This is a genomic window from Clostridiaceae bacterium HFYG-1003 (assembly GCA_024579835.1).
Lineage (GTDB): Bacteria > Bacillota > Clostridia > Clostridiales > Clostridiaceae > JG1575.
The window spans coordinates 433,713-455,626 of sequence record CP102060.1; the positions used below are offsets into that span (position 1 = coordinate 433,713).

General features: G+C 51.3%; 19 protein-coding genes, 1 tRNA gene and 1 other annotated feature. Of the genes, 13 read left to right on the plus strand and 7 right to left on the minus strand.

Annotated elements, in window-relative coordinates; all coding sequences use genetic code 11:
• Nucleotides 1-11 precede the first annotated feature (11 nt).
• On the plus strand, nt 12-494 hold the full coding sequence (locus tag NQU17_01980) for a hypothetical protein (GenBank protein UUM12350.1): 483 nt from the start codon (nt 12-14) through the stop codon (nt 492-494).
• A 300-nt stretch (nt 495-794) separates the two neighbouring features.
• Here NQU17_01980 and trpS read toward each other — a convergent pair whose 3' ends face one another.
• The 4 genes from trpS to NQU17_02000 form a co-directional block, all read right to left on the minus strand.
• Nucleotides 795-1,814, minus strand: a complete 1,020-nt coding sequence (trpS, locus tag NQU17_01985) for a tryptophan--tRNA ligase (GenBank protein UUM12351.1) — start codon at nt 1,812-1,814, stop codon at nt 795-797.
• A gap of 440 nt (nt 1,815-2,254) precedes the next feature.
• A complete protein-coding gene (locus NQU17_01990; protein ID UUM12352.1) occupies nt 2,255-2,668 on the minus strand; it encodes a hypothetical protein in 414 nt (137 codons plus the stop codon).
• Between the two features lie 58 nt (nt 2,669-2,726).
• Nucleotides 2,727-3,014 (minus strand): hypothetical protein, encoded by a 288-nt coding sequence (locus NQU17_01995; protein ID UUM12353.1) that lies wholly within the window; start codon nt 3,012-3,014, stop codon nt 2,727-2,729.
• A gap of 405 nt (nt 3,015-3,419) precedes the next feature.
• Nucleotides 3,420-3,581 (minus strand): zinc-ribbon domain-containing protein, encoded by a 162-nt coding sequence (locus NQU17_02000; protein ID UUM12354.1) that lies wholly within the window; start codon nt 3,579-3,581, stop codon nt 3,420-3,422.
• 299 nt (nt 3,582-3,880) lie between these two features.
• Here NQU17_02000 and NQU17_02005 point away from each other — a divergent pair, with 299 nt between their 5' ends.
• Nucleotides 3,881-4,297 (plus strand): hypothetical protein, encoded by a 417-nt coding sequence (locus tag NQU17_02005; protein ID UUM12355.1) that lies wholly within the window; start codon nt 3,881-3,883, stop codon nt 4,295-4,297.
• 141 nt (nt 4,298-4,438) lie between these two features.
• Nucleotides 4,439-4,972, plus strand: coding sequence for a hypothetical protein (locus NQU17_02010; protein ID UUM12356.1), 534 nt, complete (start codon nt 4,439-4,441; stop codon nt 4,970-4,972).
• Nucleotides 4,973-5,592: 620 nt separating this feature from the next.
• Here the strand turns inward: NQU17_02010 and NQU17_02015 are convergent.
• Complete coding sequence (locus NQU17_02015) at nt 5,593-6,318, minus strand: hypothetical protein (GenBank protein ID UUM12357.1); 726 nt, start codon at nt 6,316-6,318, stop codon at nt 5,593-5,595.
• Between the two features lie 380 nt (nt 6,319-6,698).
• Here NQU17_02015 and nagE point away from each other — a divergent pair, with 380 nt between their 5' ends.
• The 10 genes from nagE (at nt 6,699) to NQU17_02065 (ending at nt 17,999) form a co-directional block, all read left to right on the plus strand.
• Nucleotides 6,699-8,198: an N-acetylglucosamine-specific PTS transporter subunit IIBC gene (gene nagE / locus NQU17_02020; GenBank protein ID UUM12358.1), complete on the plus strand. Its 1,500-nt coding sequence runs from the start codon at nt 6,699-6,701 to the stop codon at nt 8,196-8,198.
• 115 nt (nt 8,199-8,313) lie between these two features.
• A tRNA-Val gene (locus tag NQU17_02025) sits at nt 8,314-8,389 on the plus strand.
• 201 nt (nt 8,390-8,590) lie between these two features.
• Entirely contained in the window at nt 8,591-9,817 is a 1,227-nt protein-coding gene (gene tyrS, locus NQU17_02030; GenBank protein UUM12359.1) for a tyrosine--tRNA ligase, read from the plus strand.
• Between the two features lie 3 nt (nt 9,818-9,820).
• Complete coding sequence (locus NQU17_02035) at nt 9,821-10,519, plus strand: metallophosphoesterase (GenBank protein UUM12360.1); 699 nt, start codon at nt 9,821-9,823, stop codon at nt 10,517-10,519.
• A gap of 127 nt (nt 10,520-10,646) precedes the next feature.
• Nucleotides 10,647-10,937, plus strand: coding sequence for a metalloregulator ArsR/SmtB family transcription factor (locus tag NQU17_02040; GenBank protein UUM12361.1), 291 nt, complete (start codon nt 10,647-10,649; stop codon nt 10,935-10,937).
• Nucleotides 10,930-13,443, plus strand: coding sequence for an FAD-dependent oxidoreductase (locus NQU17_02045; GenBank protein UUM12362.1), 2,514 nt, complete (start codon nt 10,930-10,932; stop codon nt 13,441-13,443). Before NQU17_02040 ends, NQU17_02045 begins: the two co-directional genes overlap by 8 nt.
• A 423-nt stretch (nt 13,444-13,866) precedes the next feature.
• A complete protein-coding gene (locus NQU17_02050) occupies nt 13,867-14,661 on the plus strand; it encodes a GTP pyrophosphokinase family protein (protein UUM12363.1) in 795 nt (264 codons plus the stop codon).
• Nucleotides 14,662-14,939: 278 nt separating this feature from the next.
• Nucleotides 14,940-15,584: a hypothetical protein gene (locus NQU17_02055; protein UUM12364.1), complete on the plus strand. Its 645-nt coding sequence runs from the start codon at nt 14,940-14,942 to the stop codon at nt 15,582-15,584.
• A 5-nt stretch (nt 15,585-15,589) separates the two neighbouring features.
• Nucleotides 15,590-16,666, plus strand: a complete 1,077-nt coding sequence (locus NQU17_02060; GenBank protein UUM12365.1) for an ATP-binding protein — start codon at nt 15,590-15,592, stop codon at nt 16,664-16,666.
• Nucleotides 16,650-17,999, plus strand: coding sequence for a VWA-like domain-containing protein (locus tag NQU17_02065; GenBank protein UUM12366.1), 1,350 nt, complete (start codon nt 16,650-16,652; stop codon nt 17,997-17,999). The genes NQU17_02060 and NQU17_02065 overlap by 17 nt, the downstream gene beginning before the upstream one ends.
• A 98-nt stretch (nt 18,000-18,097) precedes the next feature.
• Here the strand turns inward: NQU17_02065 and NQU17_02070 are convergent, their stop codons facing one another.
• Nucleotides 18,098-18,436: a HesB-like protein gene (locus NQU17_02070; protein UUM12367.1), complete on the minus strand. Its 339-nt coding sequence runs from the start codon at nt 18,434-18,436 to the stop codon at nt 18,098-18,100.
• Between the two features lie 573 nt (nt 18,437-19,009).
• On the minus strand, nt 19,010-21,412 hold the full coding sequence (gene leuS, locus NQU17_02075) for a leucine--tRNA ligase (protein ID UUM12368.1): 2,403 nt from the start codon (nt 21,410-21,412) through the stop codon (nt 19,010-19,012).
• 211 nt (nt 21,413-21,623) lie between these two features.
• Nucleotides 21,624-21,827: a binding site (T-box leader), on the minus strand.
• Nucleotides 21,828-21,914: the final 87 nt, after the last annotated feature.

Consider the following 21,914-nt stretch of genomic DNA (forward strand, 5'->3'; position numbering starts at 1 on the left):
AGGTGCCGGAAATGAAAGTCAGGCCCGAAATGAAACCCATCGAACAGGACATGCAGCCCGGCCGGCTGACGCTGGACGGTTATCTCGGAGAGGACACCAGATCCCTTGAAACCATCATCAATGAAGACCGCATGGTGCTGGAAGACTTCAATGTCACCGCAGAAGCCATCGGCAAAGTCATGCGGCGGCTGACCCGCGCGGGGATGGAGGCTCAGGGGGAACCGGTCGTGTTTGACGGCTTTGAGGTGGAAGTTACCGAGTACATGGGCTGGCTGGGATGTCCCTTCAAGGACAACCGCAAGTTCGGCAAGCGCATCACCAATGTGACGGATCTTGCCACCGGAGAACACCTCAACTGGACCGATGTCGGAATTCATCTGATCAAGGACCATGGATTTTTCCAGGGAATCGGTTCGCCGTTCCGCCTGGAACCAGTCAAACTGGTGGAGTTTCTGCGGATGCAGCAGCGCCAGAGTGAGGAACCAGCCAGGTAAGGTCAAACCCGAGAAAAAAACAAACGCAAAACACCGGAGCCTGTTCGTCAGGCTCCGGTGTTTTGGATTGCTGCTAAAGTCATTGCGGAAATGATTAATATTCCTTTTTCGTTTGAAGCATCGCAGTTGAAGTAGCGCATTTGAAGCATCGCAGTTTGCAGCAGGATCAAACTGCGATGCTGCGGTACGGTAAAGGATGCTTAATCCCTGAATGCAGATCATGCCTGACCAGTCTGTTCAGATGGCTCAGGCTGGTCAGAGATCTCGGGCTGGCGCCACCGGCGATGGAAGAGCGGTGAGTTAGAAGGAAGGGACAAAGCCTACTTTTTTGTACATTTTGCGCAGGGTCTTTTGTGCCATGTGGTCTGCCCGGGCAGCACCTTCCTTCAGGATTGCTTCCAGCTCGGACCGGCCGCTGCCCATTAGTTCCTCTACCTTTTCACGGACGGGAGTGAGTTCGGCAATGATGGTCTCTGCCACCGCTTCCTTGAACTCCTTGTAGCTTGCTGCGGCATACTGGGCGGCAATTGCTTCCGGAGACTGTCCGTTGATAGCGGACATGATGTTGATCAGATTCTGGATGCCTGGCTGGTCATCGGAGTACTTGATCACTCCGATGGAATCGGTAACGGCCCGGGAGATTTTACGACGGATATCCTCCGGCTTATCCATAATCATGATATAGGAATTCGGGTTGTCGCTGGATTTGGACATTTTCTTTTCGGGATTCTGCAGATCCATGATTTTGGCACCGGCTTTCATCAGGAGTACTTCCGGTACGGTAAACGTGGGGGAGTAGTAGTTATTGAACCGGATGGCCAGATCTCTGGTCAGTTCCACATGCTGGGTCTGGTCGATGCCTACCGGTACGTAGTCGGCCTGATAGAGCAGAATATCAGCAGCCATCAGAACGGGGTAGTACAAAAGGCCGGCTTCGATGGCTTCGCCTTCCTTGTTCTGAGTTTTCATTTTGTACTGGGTCATCCGCGAAAGTTCACCCATATAGGCGTTGCAGGTTAACACCCAGGCCGCCTGAGCATGTGCCGGTACATGGGACTGAATGAAAATGGCTGACTTTTCCGGATCAATGCCGGAGGCCAGATAGATGGCGGCTACTTCCAGGCTGCGGCGACGAAGATCAGCCGGGTTCTGGCGAACCGTAATGGCATGCATATCAACGATACAGAACACATTATTATATAGATCCTGATGATTCACCCAGTTCTTGATCGCTCCCAGGTAATTGCCGATGGTCAGGCTGCCGCTGGGCTGTATTCCGGAAAAAACAATTTTCTTTTTGGGGGTTGCTGCTTCAGTCATTGTGTAGTTCCTCCTTCGGATTGGTTAACGGATTCGGGTTGATTTAACTGGTTCCAGCCTGAACTTCACAAGGAAGCAGACGGCTCGGTCAGATACGACAAAAAGCCCTGTGTGCTGTGCACACAGGGCGTATTTACGCGGTACCACCTGTTTTCAAAGACGAAGTCTTCCTCATGGGATCCAGTCAGATCCCGGCTCAAAGATAACGGAGAGCCATGCCCGCCTGTTCCTACTTCAAGTTCAGATCAGGGACATTGAAGAACCCATTCACAAGGATCCAACTGCCTTCATTCCACCGTCAAAGGCTCTCTTTGAGTCGGATGACCCTTCCTACTTGCTTTCTTCTGTTGCGTCGTTACCTAACAGTATAATGCGTTGTCCTGGTATTTTCAAGAGCAGGCGTTTTTCCTGAACGATGCCGTTGTCTGCCTGAAAGGAAGTCATTCTTCTGACACAAAGTCTTTGTCTGGGATGGTCGGACCATTGGTGGTCAGGCAGAAGGGATGACCGATGGGATCAAACAGAATGTGGTAGGAGTCATGGAATTGCTTGGGGGAGTCTTTGGCCCCGATGGAGCGGGCGAAGCGTATGGCTGCCGGCAGGTCGGTCACATAGAAATCCAGGTGCATCTGACGTCCGATGGCCGGAGAGGGGAAGGTGGGCGCATGATAATTGTTCACCGGAAAAAAAGAGATGGCCATGGAAGGTCCGATCAGCGTGGGAATCAGTTCATCTTCATCACAAGGCTCCGGCGTGAAGCCAGTGAGATTGGCATAAAAATCCATCAGGATCGGTATATCTTCTTCTTTGCAGTCAATGGTCAATGTATCAAGGACAATACTTGGGCGCAGCATGGGGATCCTCCTTTCGCCACTGAACCGGACATCTGGGACATTCGTTCACCCTGCCAGGTCACAGATTGGCTGCGAGAATGGCAAGGACGAGAATGCCGGCAGTGATCGAGAGTATAACCAGGATTGACAAATCCTTTTGCCGGAACAGGGCCGCCAGTCCCATGACGGAAGCTGCGACCAGACCGGCGACGGACAGGGTGGCTACCGCTGATACCACCAGATCGGACTGGATGAGGTTCCACTGCTCTGTCAGAAGATAGAGCAGATAACTGACCAGGAGCATGATTGCCGACAGGCCGAAGGCACGCCTGCCCAGTTTGGTTTTGGGTGCGAGTGTTAAATTCATGGAATCACCTCCTCACTATACGACAGAGAATTGATCCGATTTCTTACTTATATCATACTCTTTTCCTGAAACGGCGGAAAGAGTCGAGATAAGGCCCAAGGGGGCATACGGGTCAGGAATCCATCGGGTGCTGCGGCACGAAAGAAACCGAAAGAGGGGAAGGGGTCAACAAGCATTAGAATGGTTTGAGTGTTTGACCAACGTGATCTCACCGAACAAGGAGGAACCGATGTGGATCGGAAAATTAGATAATAGAAGAGGAGAGTAGGGTAGAGTAGCTAGGAGAAGATTTGCTAGGAGAAGAGCAGCTAGGAGAAGAGCAGAGAAAGAATAAGAGGAAAAGACCGGAACGGGGAAAAGAGTAGAAAATAATAAAAGGGAAAGCAATGCTTTCCCTTAAGGTTCTTATCTGTCTCTGTTATTTTTCTGCATTTTTCTGGATCTTCTGCATTCTGGGCATCTAACTGGTTCGTTTTCGAAGCCTTTTTCTTTGTAGAATTCCTGCTCTCCAACGGAGAACACAAATTCAGCGCCGCAATCTCTGCAGATTAACTTTTTGTCTTCCATTTTTTTCCTCCTGTGGCAACAGATCATAAAACGTACATTGGCTGCCTGGAAGGACGGACCGATGGTTTTTGACTGTAGGATTAAGCCCTCATGGGCTCAACTAGATTGTAACACAGCCGAATGGGAAAAGAAACAAGGAAATTAATGGAATGTACACAAAAAATAATTTTAAAGAGAAATTCCTCAACAATATCAACAAAAATTAGGCGGAATCCGGGTTTAAACGTTTGTAATTCGAGTAGTCCAATACTATAATATAAACAACAGAATAACCAAATACTTAAAAGGGTGTGATTATCATGATACAGGTATTTATGAGCAAACGGGGTTCCGGCAAAAGTAAGTATATGATCAGCCACGCGAATACAGCTATGAAAGAAACGAAGGGACACGTGGTGTTCATTGACGATGACAACAGAGCAATGCATGAACTGGACCGAGACATCAGATTTATTAACACCGACGGCTATGAAATTGAAGACTTAAATTCTCTGTATGGTTTTGTATGCGGGATCGTGGCTCAGGACTACGATGTCGACATGGTTTATGTGGACGGCCTGATGGGCAAAATGGACTTCTCAAAAGAAGACGCAGAAAAGGAGTTCGAAAAACTGAGCAAATTGTCCGATGACAATAAAATCACCGTATTGTTTGCCCTGAATGACACGGAACAAACGCCTGAGTACCTCAAAAAGTATAAGGTTGAAATAGAATGATCCAATGGGGCGGACAGGTGATCCGCCCCTGGTCTTTTCAGCAACAGAACAGCCTGGAACGGTGGAGCGTGTCTGAAGCACTCCATCGTTTTTCTGTCTCGTACCAGGCATAAAATGAAGGATTAGGATAAGGAGAAGGGAATGAATCAATTATTCAAACGGGATGTGCCCAAAGGGGCCAGGATTTTAGCGGGGGTTATTTTAGTCATTAACCTGTTCCTCGTAGCAGGCGTGCTGCTGTTTCTGAGGGACCCGGAGCTGATCCGGGAATCCATGAAGGGCATGGCGTTATTTACCGAAGAGGAACTTCAGGCACTGAGGGCAGAAATACCCATGCAGCTCGTTATGAGCGGGATGGTGATTATCGGACTTTTGCTTATTATATTCAAGAATACCTGGGGTTATATCCTTTATGCGATTCCGCCGGTCATAACCGCATTCCAAAGCCTGCTTATGGGAGATTTGGGAGGGGTTGGGCAGAGCCTTCTCGGAGTTGTGGTGATGGGACTTTTGATCTTTCTGCCCAGAAGAGAGCCGCTCCGAATGGAGCGTCAGGAGAACGCCTCCAATTACAGCTACAACATACCGCCCAGGCCGGAAGGGCTTCCCAAGGATGACTCAACAGAGAGCGAAAGAGATCTTTCGCTGTCGGCTGATGATCAGGATAAGCCATAAGCTTATTCGGGAGGATTTATCTGACTGGAAATCCTCCGAATCTCCGTTGTGGTGAAGGAACCATATCGCAACCGCCGGGAGAGAACTCCCGGCGGTTGTGTGAATTCAACTGCAAAACCAATTTTAACCAATACAACATGGAGTATCGTTAAAAATAATGTTAATCATTTCTATGGACGAATATCTCAAGTCAAGTGGTGAACTTATTTTCTTGGATCTTAAGTCCAACCTAATAAGTTCTAAATCTGTTGTAGCAAAGCCTTTATCCTGAGCTAATAGAACTTTCGATCCAGACTCTTTGACTGTAAGATAAGTACTTTCATCATGAGATTCCATCTCTCCATCATTTTGATGAATGAATCATCATTTTAGATTTTGCCTCCTGGGGTTATTAACAGGTTTCTTCACCTCTCCTTACAGTTTAAAGTTATCCCTTTTTAACTCCTTCAAAACGATAGCCCAATATATTAGGGATCCAGCCATTAAACTGCTGTCATTAGGAGAAAACAACGCAGCTAATAGAAAAATCAAAATAAAGGTAAATAATGAGATAATTAAATATTTCATATTAAACTCCTCTCACTGTAAATTAATTTAATGCTTTGCTTAAATCAACCGAACTAATGATAAAAATGGGTATAATTAGTAAAAATATCCATGAGCACATCTAACCCAGCACCGAATGAAACCTTTCCATCGGAAAAAGATGCCCCAATTCCAGTTACGCCAAAGATTTTATGAGCATAGCCAGCAACAACGTTACTTGTACCCCTACCATGAGCCTCGATTATGGCTACATATGTGATTTTCTTAGCATCATAGCTAATTCTTTCCCCTGGTATATATCTACTCGTACTAAAAGCTCTTGAGACTCCAATGTTTGGACTTACATCTTTTAATGTTCCAACAGGATATCGAACATAACCATTTGTAAATTCGACTTTCATAGAGTCGCTTATTAGCGTATGTCCTCCTCCCCATGCAATAGCTAGCAAATCAGTCATGGTTTGTAAAGTGGTGGTTTTCCAAGTAGTAAATGTATAAATTTTATATCTAGATTCAGATATATGTGATACGGCAATGTAAAGGCTCATTTTCTGAGGCCTAATTTCTCCAGAATACCCTAGCGGACCATATTCGCTTCCAGTATAGTTCGTTGAAGAAGTAGGGCTATAAAATGAATGGTCTACCTTATTGATTGAGACAATTTTATCTAGAGGAATCTCTTCTGAGAACTCCTTATCTAGAGTGTCCATTTCACTATAAAACGATTTATCTTGTCCAGATAAAAACGTGGTGGTGTTAGCATAAGCTTTTGAAGATAGAGGGGCACTAAATAACATCATTAAACAAATAAATAAACAAATAAATAAACACAGACTTTTCCGAAGTTGCTCCTTGATCTTGGTATCTTTGATCTCGCAGGGTTTGAATTCAATCGGATATTCAGTATTATTTCCTTGGTCAAAACTGGGGTTTGGCTGGAAAGGCTGCGGGACCTTTGATCAATCAGATTTTTTTGCGGGGTCATTTATCTGACGATGGTTACGGTATAATGAAAGTGAAATGGTGCAAATTATCACCAGGTGATTAACAACCATTGCTGATCAAGTGCTAATTCACGATCAAGCACCATTGATTTCAATTTACAGTATCCAAATATATTCCCGGGCAGACTCCAGCCGACCGATCGATCGAGAGAGGCCCATCCCAGGAGGGGAACTCAGTGAATAATTTCTTTCAAAAACTTGGAAAATCCTTTATGCTGCCGGTTTCGATCCTACCGGTCATCTCCATCCTGTTCGGCCTGGGCTTTGCTCTGGATTACCGCGGATGGGGCCAGAACAGCATTGTGGCTGCCATTCTGATTAAGGCAGGCGGCGCTCTCATTGATAATATACCCCTGCTTTTTGCCGTCGGGATCCCGGTGGGCATGTCGAAGGATCGGGATGGGGCGGCGGCGCTGTCCGGGCTGGCCGGCTTTCTGGTGCTGCGCAATCTGCTGAGCCCCGAGTCCGTCGCCATGTACCGCAAAATCACGGTGGCGGAAGTGAATCCGGCCTTTGGCCGGATCGATAATGTATTTATCGGAATCCTGGTCGGAATTCTGGCCGCTCTCCTCTATGACCGGTTCAGCCGCAAGGAATTGCCGGCAGCTCTGTCCTTTTTCTCAGGGCGACGCCTGGTGCCAATCCTGACCGTTCTGTCCAGCGTTGTTCTGGCCGGAATCCTCTATGTCCTGTGGCCGATTCTGTTCGGCGGGCTGGTTGAGGTGGGTACCGCCATCCAGGGGATGGGAGCTCTCGGTGCAGGCATTTATGGCTTCCTGAACCGGCTGCTGATCCCGACCGGTCTGCATCACGCGCTGAATGCCGTTTTCTGGTTTGATACCATCGGCATCAATGATCTGGGCAATTTCTGGGCATCCCACGGAATCCAGGGAATTACCGGCCGCTATATGGGCGGCTACTTCCCCATCATGATGTTTGGACTGCCCGGAGCGGCCCTGGCCATGTATCACACAGCCCGGCCCGAGCGCAAGAAAGTCGTGGGATCCATGCTTCTGGCCGGCTCCATTTCTGCCTTCGTCACGGGACTGACGGAACCCATTGAGTTCCTGTTTATGTTTCTCTCGCCGCTGCTGTATCTGGTGCACTCCCTGCTGACCGGGGTATCGCTGTTTCTGTCTGCCTTCATGCAGTGGACTGCGGGATTCAACTTTTCAGCCGGCCTCATCGACTGGTTCTTCTCTACCTTCATGCCGCTGGCGAATCAGCCCGTCATGCTTCTGGTCCAGGGACTGGCTTTCTTTGTGATCTACTATGTGGTCTTCCGCTGGTTCATTCTGAAGTTCAATCTCCAGACGCCCGGACGGGAAGCCGATTCCGCCGAGGATCATCCCGGTGCCGTGTCCGCTGGGGAGAAGAGCATGTCTGCCCCGAACTCGGAGGCATTGTCCGGAAGCAGTCTCTATCAGCAGACGGCCCGCAGGATATATCAGGGCCTGGGGGGATCGGCCAATGTCGTGGCCTTTGACAGCTGTGCCACCCGTGTTCGGGTAGAGGTGCGGGATTCCGGTCAGATTGATCAGGAATTGATCCGTTCTGCCGGCATTACCAATGTTTTGATCAATGGACCCAGGAATGTCCAGGTCATTGTCGGGCCAAAGGTCCAGTTTGTGGCAGATGCCATGCATGAGGTGGCGCAGGAGACGAATGCTGAGTAAGTCGCTCCGGCGGATCCCTTTTGCGGGCGAAAGAACCCTGAAAGGGCATGGACTCTGTATTTTCTGCGATTTCTGTTGAAATCCGGCGCTGTTCGGTGTATAAATAGAAATACAGGGGATGTTAACTCAGCTGGGAGAGTGTTGCCGTCACATGGCAAAAGTCGTAGGTTCGAGTCCTATACATCCCACCACCGGACTTCAGGTCAAGCCTGAAGTCTTTCCTTTTGCCCCTGGGCTGGATCCGGATCTGCGGGAAAATCCAGCGGGCTTTGCCAGATTGATGGTCTGAGTGGTTTTTTGCGGCACGCTTTTAATTTTTTGCGTGGCTGTGATACTATATTCTTATTGATTGACCGGGTTGTGTGGAACCCGGCAGGAGGAGGGACACCAACATGACAGTATTTGAAGAACTGACCCGAAGAGGGTATATTAAGCAGCTGACGCACCCGGAAGAGATTAAGAATCTGCTGGAAAAGGACAAGGTTGTCTTCTACATTGGCTTTGACCCCACGGCGGATTCGCTGCATGTGGGTCACTTCATCGCGCTGATGTTCATGGCCCACATGCAGCGGGCCGGTCACGTTCCGATTGCCCTGCTGGGGGCAGCCACTGCCATGATCGGAGATCCTTCGGGCAAAACGGACATGCGCAGCATGATGACTAGGGAAACCATTGACAACAACGCGGAATGCATGAAGAAGCAGATGGAAAGGCTCATCGACTTCTCCGAAGGCCGTGCCATCATGGATAACAATGCCAACTGGCTCTTCGATCTCAACTACATTGATTTCCTGCGTGATGTCGGCGTGCATTTCTCCGTGAACAACATGCTGCGGGCAGATTCCATCCGGCTGCGGCTGGAACGTGGCCTGTCCTTCCTTGAATTCAACTATATGCTGATGCAGAGCTACGATTTCCTTGTGCTCCATCAGAAATACAACTGCATCATGCAGCTGGGCGGCGATGACCAGTGGTCCAACATGCTGGGCGGAATGGATCTGATCCGGCGCAAGGAAGGCAAAGATGCCTTTGCCATGACCTGCACGCTTCTGACCAACTCAGAGGGGCAGAAAATGGGCAAGACCGTCAACGGCGCGCTCTGGCTGGATAAAAATAAAACATCGGTCCATGATTTCTACCAGTACTGGCGGAATGTGGATGATGCGGATGTCATCAAGTGCCTGAAACTTCTGACCTTCTACCCCATTGAAGAGATCGAGCGGATGGAGCGGGAATGGACCGGCCAGCAGCTCAATGAAGCCAAGCGGATACTTGCCTTTGAGGTCACCAGTCTGATTCATGGCAAAGAAGAGGCCCAGGCGGTTGAAAAAGCGGCTCAAGCCCTGTTTGGCAGCGGCAGTGATCTTTCGGCTGTCCCTCAGATTCCCGTGTCAGCGGCTGATATTGGGCGGACACTGCTCGATATTCTGACCGAGCACGGGGTATTCCCGAGCAAGTCAGAGGGCCGGCGCAACATCGAGCAGGGCGGAGTGACCCTCAATGATGAAAAGATCAGCGATGTTAACCGGACGCTGAACGAAACAGACCTGACGGAAGGCGATGCCATGGTGCGCAAGGGCAAGAAAAAGTTCTACCGCATGGTACGGACTGAGGGCTAGTTCTTGGCACTGTATGCAATCAGCGACCTGCATCTCTCCTTCACCGACGACAAGCCGATGGATGTCTTCGGAGAGGTATGGGTCAATCATGATGAACGAATTCGCGCCAACTGGCTGGCCAAGATCCGGGAAGAAGACACAGTCCTCCTGGGTGGCGACCTGTCCTGGTCCATGACGCTGCAGGAAGCGGTCAAGGAGCTGGATTTCATTGCCGCGCTGCCCGGCCGCAAGATCGCCATCAAGGGCAACCATGACTACTGGTGGAGTTCCATTACCAAACTCAATGGAATGTACGACAACATTTCGTTTATCCAGAATAATTTCTTCACCTGGGAAAATACGGCCATCTGCGGCACTCGCGGCTGGGTCTGCCAGGGCTCAGAGAAATTCACGGAAGCGGACGCGCCGATTTACCGCAGAGAGGGGATCCGTCTCGAAAACAGCCTGAAGGCCGCCCGGGCCGCCGGATACCAAGATATCATTGCTATGATTCACTATCCGCCGATGAACGAATACGGTCAGGACTCGGTGTTTACCGATCTGATGGAACAGTATGGCGTGCGCAAGGTCATTTACGGGCATCTGCATGGACAGGCGCTGAAGAATGTTTTTCAGGGCTTACGAAATGGCGTGGAGTATATCATGACTTCCGGCGATTTTATTCAGTTTGATCCCGTACTTATTGAAAAAGGAATCGAATAAACCGTGATTTATCTGTGAAATCATAAAAAGTAAACAACCGTGAGAACGGTTGTTTACTTTTAAACGAATATATCGTAAAATCTTGATGAATGAATCATCGTAAAAATTCGATATAAAAGGGGGACGCATGGAGCCAATATTTCACGAGTATGAAGACACGGCTGCTTTGTTGAAGAGTATCGCCCATCCGGTGCGAATCTGCATCATCATGGGACTGGAGCGAAAAGGTTACTGCAATGTCACGGATATGAAATGCGGACTGGATCTGCCGCAGTCCACGGTATCAACCCACCTGGGCATCCTGCGGGATGCAGGGGTCGTTGAAACGCTGCGCAAAGGCACTGAGATCTATTACCAGTTGAAAGATCAGAGGATCATCGAAATACTGCATACCTTAGGAGTTAAGAATCATGAGTAAGAAAATTTTAATTGTCGGCGGCGTCGCCGGCGGAGCAACTTCGGCCACTCGTCTGCGCCGACTGGATGAAACCGCGTCCATCATCATGTTTGAGCGCGGCCCCTATGTCAGTTTCGCCAACTGCGGCCTGCCTTACCATATCGGTGAAGTGATCAAGGAACGCAGCAACCTGGTTGTCACCACCAAGGAAGCCCTGTGGAACCGCTACCGCATCGATGTTCGAACCGAAACCGAAGTGATCGCAGTTCATCCCGAATCAAAGGAAGTAACCGTACGGGCCAAGGACGGCTCGGAGTATAAGGAAAGCTATGATGAGCTGATCCTGTCACCCGGCGCCATGCCGCTGACTCCGCCCATTCCCGGAATCAACCACGAACTGGTGAAGAGCCTGCGCAACATTCCGGACATGGACAAGATCAAGGAAATCGTGGACGGCGGAGCCAAGTCCTGCGCCGTCATCGGCGGCGGCTTCATCGGCATTGAAGTAGCGGAGAACCTGATTCATCGCGGTTTGAACGTCACTCTGATCGAAGCCGCGCCGCACATTCTGGCACCCCTTGATACCGAGATCAGCATGATCTGCGAGAAGGAGATGCGGGATAACGGCATTGAGCTGATCATCAATGACGGAGTCAAGAGCTTCACTGAAATCAGCGGCGGCATTCGGACAGAAACTGCCTCCGGCCGTCAGATCGATGCCGATTTTGTGGTTGCAGCCATCGGAGTCCGTCCGGACACCGCTTTCCTGAAAGAATCAGGAATTGAGCTGAACCCAAGAGGCTATATCAAGGTCAATGAGCGAATGGCGACTTCAGCGGATCATATCTGGGCAGCCGGCGACGCCGTGGAGACGTTTGACTCCGTGACCGGCGGAGCGGCAACCATTGCCCTGGCAGGACCGGCTAACCGGCAGGCCCGCATCATCGCTGACAACATTATGGGGATTAACCGGACCTACAAGGGCTCCCAGGGAACCTCCATTCTGCAGATCTTTGACCTGGTGGCTGCTTCCACCGGAAACAACGAGCGGCAGCTCCGCCAAAAGGGCATCGATTACCGGGCTTACTTCGTTCACCCGATGAACCATGCCACCTATTACCCGGGAGCCATGCAGCTCACGGCCAAGATCCTGGTGGATCCTCAGGGCAAGCTCCTGGGCGCACAGGCGGTTGGATACGAAGGCGTCGACAAGTTCATCGACGTACTGGCAGCCGTTCTGTGGATGAAAGGTGACGTCAATGACCTGGCAGATCTGGATCTGGCCTATGCACCGCCGTTCCTGTCGGCCAAATCTCCGGCCAACATGGCTGGCTTCACGGCTCAGAATGACCTGGAGGGACTGGTCAAATCCAGAACCTTCCTGCAGTTTGAATCAGAATACAACAAAGAAACCGACCTCATCATCGATGTCCGGGAAGAAGTGGAATTCGAGCAGCACGCACTGCCCGGCGCCATCAACATTCCCCTGAATTCCCTGCGGGAACGCCTGGGTGAAATTCCGGCAGGCAAGCGCCTGTGGACCTACTGTTCCATTGGTCTGAGAGGCTATACCGCCAACCGGATCCTGACCCAGCACGGCTTTGAAGCCTTTAACCTGGCAGGCGGTACCCGGCTGCTGGCTCTGGGCACGGTAGAAGAAACTCATACCGGCGGTCACAAAGGCAAGCAGGACGTGATGACAACCCATGAAGACGGAACTCAGGTTCTGCCGGAAGAGCATGTCCAGGCTGCCGCTGAAGCTGTCATGGCAGCGGCTGAACCGGTCCGGGTGATTGAAGTCGATGCCTGCGGTCTTTCCTGCCCCGGCCCCCTCATGAAAATGAAGGAGAACATGGACAAGATCAATCCGGGCGAAGTGCTGCACATTAGGGCCTCGGATCCGGGTTTCTATGAAGACGTCAAGGCCTGGGCCCGGCGCACCGGAACCGAAGTGCTGTCTCTGTCAAAGGCAAAAGGCTTCGTCGATGTTCAGTTGAAGAAGGCGGCTTCTCTGGAAGAGTGCATCCTACCGGTGGATCCGACCTGCCAGCAGCCCTCCAAGAATAAGACCCTGGTGGTCTTCTCCGGGGATCTGGACAAGGCCATCGCCTCCTTCATCATTGCCAACGGCGCAGCCGCCATGGGCGGAAAAGTCACGATGTTCTTCACCTTCTGGGGCATCAATGTTCTGCGCAAGTCGACCCCGGTCAGCGTTCAGAAGAACTTCATCGAAAGTCTCTTCGGCCGGATGATGCCGCGCGGCGCCGGCAAGCTGGGACTGTCCAAAATGAACATGGCGGGCATGGGTCCGGCCATGATCAAGAAGATCATGAAGGACAAGAATGTAGACTCCCTGGAATCCTTGATGATGACCGCTCAGAAGAACGGAGTGGAACTGGTTGCCTGCCAGATGTCCATGGACCTTCTGGGCCTGAAGCTGGAAGAACTCATCGACGGCGTCAAAGTCGGCGGCGTGGGCTATTACCTGGGCGACGCCGAGGAATCAGCAGTCAATCTGTTCATCTAAATAACCAGTGACTGCCGCCTCGAAGAGCCCTCGAAGAGCTTTTCAAAGAGCTCCCCAAAGAGCTTCTCAAAGAGCTTCTCGGAGTGAACAAAAGCGGTCATGCCTTGAGATCCCTGACAGCGTGAGACTTACGCTGTCAGGGATCATTGTTTTCTCGGATGCGGGAGCTCGTTCAAGCCTCAGGGATGTCAGGGTCAACTACCGGATGTTTCCGGGACTCTTGAGGTTTCTCCAGGCGACCGCAAGTGCCCGGAAATGGAAAAATACGATGGAAACAGCTGATATCAAAGAAACAACAAACGAACATCACAGTTCGTGAACTATCATCAAGACTCGGGAAATCTGATATAATATACTGGTGGTATGCAAGGCAGGCCTGCCTTGAATTCAGTGAAGAAGAACCTGGAACAGGGATGGGGGATTATGGCAAGAAAAGATTGGGGATCCTTTTATGTACCGTATGAGCAGGCGATCGAGGAACTCAAGATCAAGCTCAGGGGCATTCGCAAGGAATACCGCAAACGAAATGAATACTCGCCCATTGAGTTCATTACGGGGCGGGTGAAGGAACTCTCCAGCATGCTGGAGAAAGCCAATAAATTCAATATTCCGCATGACCGGCTCCGGTTCGAGCTGGAAGACATTGCGGGAATCCGCATCATGGTTCAGTTTGTTGACGACATCTGGACGGTGGTGGAGCTGATCCGCAGCCGTCAGGACATGACCGTGATGTATGAAAAAGATTATGTCACCAACGTTAAGCCCAGCGGCTACCGGTCCTATCATATGGTTCTCAAGTATCCGGTTTACATGGCCGAGGGTGTAGTGGATATTTTGGTAGAAATCCAGATCCGCACCTTGGCAATGAACTTCTGGGCGACAGCGGAGCATTCCCTGAATTACAAATATAAGCAGCAGATTCCGGAAAACATCCGGCAGAAGCTGAAGCTGTCGGCTGAATCTGCCTATCTGCTCGATGAAGTCATGATGGAAATCAAGGATGAAATCAAGGATGCCCAGCTGCTCTTCGAAGTGAAGTCAGATCTGGTTTCCAACATCATGGACCAGATCCTGCTGTTAACCTCCCTGGACCGCGGTCGGGAAGCCTCCAAGCACCAGCTGGCCCTTAACAAGCTGGCTGAAACCGGAAATGTGGATGAACTCCAGCTGCTGCTGGAGGATGTCAGCCGCGATGTGAAGCGGTTCCGTCACTTATAGCAATCAGGCACCGGAACCCCGGTGCTTTTCTTTTCCGTTTCAGGCAATCACTGAGAAAACATCAGGTCCTCGTGATTCCCTGACATAACATCCGGTCCGATGGGCCATGGAACAAACCAAGGTCCAGTGGACAGGCGTAAAAATAATTAAAAAGAAAATAATATGAGATATCAGTAGAGATACCATGAATGAAACCCATTAAGGAATTCATGAAGAAAGCCAAGGAAAATTGATTAGAATATCAAGAAAGAACGATACAAAGAAAGCAGGAAGATAATATGCTGGATGATCAAATCAAAGAAAAGATCCGAACTCAGGCCACGTTCCTCCGGGAGTTGGAAAATCCTTCGGAAGAACTGATGTTGTATGCTGTCGGCAATGCCTGGAACAATCTGAAGTACTTCCAGGATCCTTCGCCGGCGGTGCGGCGGGCAGCCATTGAAAACAAGGGGTGGGCGATTCAGTACATTGCTACGCCGACTCAGGAGGAGCAGCTTCTGGCCGTGTCACGGGATGCGGATGCCATCCAATACATTGCGGATCCGGACTGTGAGGTCCAGGTTCGGGCCGTGGAGCGATCCTGGAATGCCATCCGCTATATTGCCTCGCCCTGCCAGACGGCCAAAGAGCTGGCGGTCAGCCGGAATGAGCAGGCAATTGCCTACATTGGAGGCTTTTCGGCAGAAGAGCTGGAAGGCTATCTGAAGCAGAACATCAATATTTTAAAGTACATTTATGATTCGGTGGAAATGGACGAACTGATCCGGATCCTGACCGAAGTATTCCAGGGGGATGCTGACGCGGTCTACCTGCGGGACTTCATGGAACTGGAAATTCTGGATCTGGACAAAATTGCCTTTGTCGGCGCCAACGGATCGAAATCAACCCGTCAGAAGCTGATGGATTACGTGCTGGGGAGGTAGACACCATGAATTTCATTGAAACTTATCACGCGGTGGAACTGACTCTGGCCGCGGGAGCCGTGCCCCTGATCATCGGAGAGTCCGGCATTGGCAAGACGGCTCTGATCCGGCGCTACTGCCAGGAAATGAACCTGTATCTGGTCAATATCGATGCCAATCTCCTGAAAGAAGGCGAAATCGGTGGTCTTCCCACGGTGGAGAAGGGCCGCACCTTTTACGCGACGCACCACAAGCTGGCTCAGATGGATGAGCTGCTGGAGCGGGGGGATAAGGGCTGCCTGCTGTTCATCGATGAAATTAACCGCTGTGACCATGCGGTGCAGCAGGAACTGATGAATCTGATTTTGAACCGGGAAATCAACGGCTACCATCTGGATGAGCGGGTCATTGTGGCTTCGGCCATGAATCCCTCCGCCCGGATGGAAGATTTCAAGCACACCGAGTATCAGGTGGTGGAAATGGATCCGGCTCAGGAGAACCGTTTTGTCTGGTTCAACATGGATTCCGATGCCAGAGAGTGGATTCTCTGGGGATTGCAGGAAGGCGATATTCACGCCCAGGTCATTGAGTTCATTTCGTCCTTTGACGAATATCTCCATTCCGCTTCGGAGGAAGAATTCATCGAAGCTACACCGCGCAGCTGGGAGCGCGTATCCGATGCCCTGAAGGTGATGGACCGGAGCACTCATTTTACCCGGGAGACCCTGTATCATTTTGTCCGGGGAAATGTCGGCACCCGAATCGCGCAGGATTTCATGGGCTTTCTGAAAGAAAATGAAAATCCTCTGCTCAAGGCCAGGGACCTGTTCCAGCTGGACCAGGTTACCCAGAGCGTGAAGGATGAAATTGCGCAGTCCTCTCATTCCAGGCTCTACATTCTGATGATGAACCTGCTCAAGGAGCTCAAAGGTGAGGTAAGTGATCAACGCGTCCGGCGCGTATCCCAGATTCTGCTCCTGTATCCCAGGGATCTGAGAATCTCACTGATGAAGGAAATCCGGGAAGTGTACGGCAAAGATCTGTATCTGCTGCTGCGGGAGGATGACCTTTTCCTGGAGGCGTTCTTTGAGTGCTATCGATAAGCGCTATGAGCCTTCCGACCGGTTTGAAACGGCCCGACGGCATCTGCTGCGGGATGTCGTGGCTTATACCGAAGGAAACGGTCTGCGCCAGGGGTTCATGCGGGATTTTTTTGAATACCTGCGCGACATCGATTTTCAGCTGGTGAAAGACGGGGAGGACTTTTATGCCCGGTTCACCCGGGAAATGAAACGAGGGGTGGATTTCAGCCTGACCTGGCCTCTGGCCACGGTGGTCAAGGGCAGTGAAATCCAGCTACTGGTCAATCCGATCTCGTTCTTATTTCTGCGCGAAGCGGAAGCCCGTGCGCTGATCAAGCATGAGGTGCTGCACCTGATTCTGGATCATCATTCGCGGGAACATGCCCTGAAGAACCGCTATTCAAGCCTGGCCATCAACCTGGCCATGGATGTGGCGGTGAACCAGTACATTAAGTTTTTGCCGGCGTTCAGTGAAAAGCTCAATTCGGTCAATGCCCGGCTGGAGCTGGATCTGAAATTCAATGAAACGCTGGAGACCTATGCCCGGGACATTGACCGGGCGCTGGCCAGAGATCGCAAAGCGGCTGCCCGGTATCAGAAGGAGCATGGCATCGATTTTTCCAGGGTCCACGATGCCTGGAACCGGGGGAATGACCTGAAAAAGGAGGCTTCCCGCGAAAAACTCAACGCCATGCTGCGGGAAGCCGGCAAGGGCGGAACGCCGGAGGAACTCAAGAATCTGATTCAGGCTTCCGGGCCGGCGAAGTTGTCCTGGAGCGACGCGCTGCGGCGGGCTCTGATTTCCATGCCGGCGGGCCGGCGCAAAACCATCACCCGGCGCAACCGCCGTCAGCCCCACCGGCTGGATCTTAAGGGCGAACTGAGGGATTACGTTCCGGAAGTCATTGTAGCCATCGACATCTCCGCCTCCATTCAGGACCATGACCTTAAACACTTTCTCAGTGAGATCCTTGGGATAACCAAAGCCTATCGCCGCAGTCTGCGGGTCATCGAATGCGATGACAAAATCCAGGCGGATTATCGCATCGCTGCACTGACGGATATCCGCCCCATGACCAGACGCCGGGGCGGCACCGCCTTCTCACCTGTCTTTGAGCGGCTGCGGGATGAGGGCCTGCGCCAGTGCTTCCTGATCTACTTTACCGATGGTCAGGGAGAGGCTGAACTGACGCTCAAGCCGCAGCATCAGGTGCTCTGGATTGTGACCGGCGATTCGCTCAGTGTGAAAAAGCCCTTTGGCCAAGTGATCCGGCTGAATCGGGAGCAGGAAGTCCGCAACGCGACCTTCGGTCTGGAGGCGATGCGGGAACTGCTCCATGAATGGGCCCGTTAACAATCTGGATTCAGCAATGAAACAGAGCCGGCAAAAAAACCAACCGGACCGGGAGCAATCCCGGTCCGGTTGGTTTTTCCATTTATGCTTGGATGATGTTATACGGAGCAGCCGCTGGCGCAGGAAGAGCAGCCTGATGCGGATTCGTCCAGACGCAGAGGTCTTAAGGACATTCCGCCTCCGCCGTTTTCTTCATCGGAGAGGATGGTGAAGCCTTCGTATTCTTCCACCAGTTCCTTTTCCACCACGAAATTGAGTTCCTTCACCAGTTCGGTGGCGTCATTCTCTGTGGGCTCGTCCACCATAAGTCCGAATCTTGGTCCGGAACAGCCAAAGCCGGCCAGGGCGATCCGAACGGTAGTGTCGGTTATATCGTTTGCTGTCAGCAGCTCTCTGAATTCATTGTAAGCTGCATCGCTGATGTTAATCATTGCCATAGTACGTTCTCCTTTTAAATCATAGTGTTTTGATCTGATTTACCATATCATTACGTATTATATCTTTTTTTTGATTACTCTACAAGACGATGAAAAAAAATAAGAGCAGTCGGGGGAACTGCTCTTTCAAGGTAACTGTACTAATCGTGTAAAGGGGGAAATATGAAAATACTAAGTGGCTGCTTACTATCTTCCGTAGTTCCAATATACCATACCACTCCATCTAATGATAGTCATTATCAATAACGAAACGTGAACAAAATGTTAATGTTTAGTGAAGTACTCGGATATGAATGACCGGATTCCTGGGAGAGCAGAATCCATGACCTGGTTCCCTGGATCGCATTTCATCCGTACTTGATTGCCTGACTGAAAAGAAACTGAGCCCCTGGGATTGGGGCTCAGTTTCTTACTGATCGGTCGGTTGATCTGTCAGTCGATTCATCGGTTGATCCGTCAGCCGATTCATCGGTTGATCCGTCAGCCGATTCATCGGATCGTTGAACTGCACGACGGCCAGATCAGCCATTGCTGCTGCAGAAGGGGGCTGGCTTCAACCTGTTGAATGGACTGCTATTTGACGACGATATTGACGATCTTGCCTTTGATGACGATGACTTTGACCACGGTCTTGCCTTCCAGGAACTTCTGAACCTTTTCATCTTCCAGAGTTTTGGCTTTGATGGCTTCTTCGGTGTCATCCAGGTGCACCAGGATGGTGGAACGGACTTTGCCGTTGACCTGGATCGCGATTTCCTTTTCCTGGTCAATGGTTTTCGCTTCATCATAGGTTGGCCAGGCGGACTGGGACAGTTCTTCGCCCAGGCTGAACTGTTCATTGAGCTCTTCGGTCAGGTGCGGACAGAAGGGATTGAGCAGATGCAGCAGGGTCCGGTAATCCTTGCGGGTGACGGTGCTCTGTTCATCGATCTCATTCATCAGGATCATCAGGCTGGCGATGGCCGTGTTGAATTTCATTTCATCGATGTCACGGGTCACTTTCTTGATGGTCTTGTGGTATGTTTTTTCCAGGGCGGGGCTATAGCTCTGGCCGTCCCGTACTTTATCGCCGACCTTGACGATCCGGTCGAGGAACCGACGCGAACCGGCTACTCCGTGGTCGTTCCAGGATACTTCCTTTTCATAGTCGCCCATGAACATGATGTAGCAGCGCAGGGTATCCGCGCCGTACTGACGGATGATGTCATCGGGATTGATGACATTCCCCTTGGATTTGCTCATTTTCTCGCCATCGGAACCAAGCACCATGCCATGTGCCACCCGGACGTTGAAGGGTTCTTTGTAGGGAACGAGGCCTTCATTGTAGAGGAACTGATTCCAGAACCGGGCGTACAGCAGATGGCGGGTGGCGTGCTCCATGCCGCCGTTGTACCAGTCAACCTTGCCCCAGTAATTCATGGCTTCCCGGGAGACGAACTCCTGGTCGTTCTTTGGATCCATGTAGCGCAAGAAATACCAGGAGGAACCCGCCCAGTTGGGCATGGTGTCGGTTTCCCGGCGGGCGGATCCGCCGCAGTGCGGGCAGGTGGTATTTACCCAGGAGTCGATGTTGGCCAAGGGGCTTTCACCGTCTTCTGTCGGCTCATATTCGACAATTTCCGGAAGCTCCACCGGAAGCTGGTCATAGGGGACGCTCTGCCAGCCGCAGCTGTCGCAGTAGATCAGTGGAATCGGCTCGCCCCAGAAGCGCTGGCGGGAGAAGACCCAGTCCTGCAGCTTGTAGTTGACTTTCGCCTCACCGGTGCGGTGTTCGACCAGATGGTCCACGATCCGACCGATGGCTTCCTTGCGGTCGGTGATGCCGTTGATCAGAGGTGAATTGACGCTGGCGCCATCCCCGGAATAGGCTTCCTTATCCATGTCGCCGCCGGCAATGACTTCCACGATGGGGACATTGAATTTACGGGCAAATTCCCAGTCTCTCTGATCGTGGCCGGGGACCGCCATGATGGCTCCGGTGCCGTAGCCCATCATGACATAGTCGGAGATAAAGATGGGGAGTTCTTCGCCGCTGACCGGGTTGAGGGCTTTGAGTCCCTTGATTTCCACTCCGGTTTTATCTTTGTTGAGCTGCGTCCGCTCGAATTCGGATTTGTGGGTTGCCTCATGCTGATAGCTGCGGACTTCATCCAGGTTGGTGATCCGCTCCTGGTAGGTTTCGATCATGGGGTGTTCCGGGGCCAGAACCATGAAGGTGACGCCATAGATCGTATCCGGCCGGGTGGTGAAGACCCTCAGTTTTTCGTCCGTTCCGGCGATGGCAAAGTCGATTTCAGCTCCGACGGATTTTCCGATCCAGTTGACCTGCGCCAGTTTAATCTTCTCCTGGAAATGGGTGTCATCCAGACCTTCCAGGAGCTGTTCCGCGTAGCTCTGCATCTTCAGCATCCACTGCGCCTTGGATTTTTGAACGACGGGCGTGCCGCAGCGCTCGCAGACTCCGCCGGAGGAATCCTCATTGGACAGACCGGTTTTGCAGGAGGGGCACCAGTTGATGTTTTTCTCCGCTTTGTAGGCCAGGCCGGCTTCAAAGAATTTCAGGAACTGCCACTGGGTCCACTTGTAATAATCGGGGTCCGTGGTGGAGAACTCCCGGTCCCAGTCAAAGGAAGTTCCCATGGACTGAACCTGAGCCTTGAAGGTCCGGATGTTTTCCTCCACAGCTTTTTTCGGGTGGATCTTGTTCTTGACGGCATACTGCTCCGCCGGAGCGCCGAAGGCATCCCAGCCGATGGGGAACAGGACATTGTAGCCCATCATTCGTTTCTTGCGCGCCATGACATCCAGTGCCACGTGGCTGCGGCAATGGCCGACGTGGAGGCCGGAGCCGGAGGGATAGGGGAATTCGATCAGGTAGTAGTATTTTTCCTTCTCAGATTGATTGGAGGCACTGAACGTGTGATTCTCCAGCCAGTGCTTCTGCCATTTTTGTTCGGTTTCACGAATGTTTATCATAAGATCTCCTCCCGGGATTGTTCGTTCGTTCTGCTCGCAAGCAGGCACAGTTTGTGAAGCTGCCATGCTGCTTGATGATTCATCCTTCTTTTTCTGTCTGTTGTCTCATGAGGGCGTTTTTGATACTGACTGATCTTTCCTCATATGAACTGTTGCACGGTGGCGTGGCTGACCTGTTTTGGCTTGAGAAATAAAAAAGCTCCGTCTCGGATATAGAGACGAAGTCATGCGCGGTACCACTCTAGTTAAACAACAGGGTTGTTTCACTCTATTCCCTTCACGCGGGTTTGCGGATCCCCATTGCCTGGGACCATCTCCACCGGCGAGTTCAGGATTTTAGCCACACCCTGTCGCACCGACCCAGGGCTCTCTTTGGTGGTTTCAATTCTTACTGCTCCGATTTCAGCGATGTTGATGATATGGAATCTATCAATGATTATAGCCAATCCCCGGCCATTTCGTCAATGGCTGGCGGGGACTGGCTCTTTCTGAGGGACCAGCC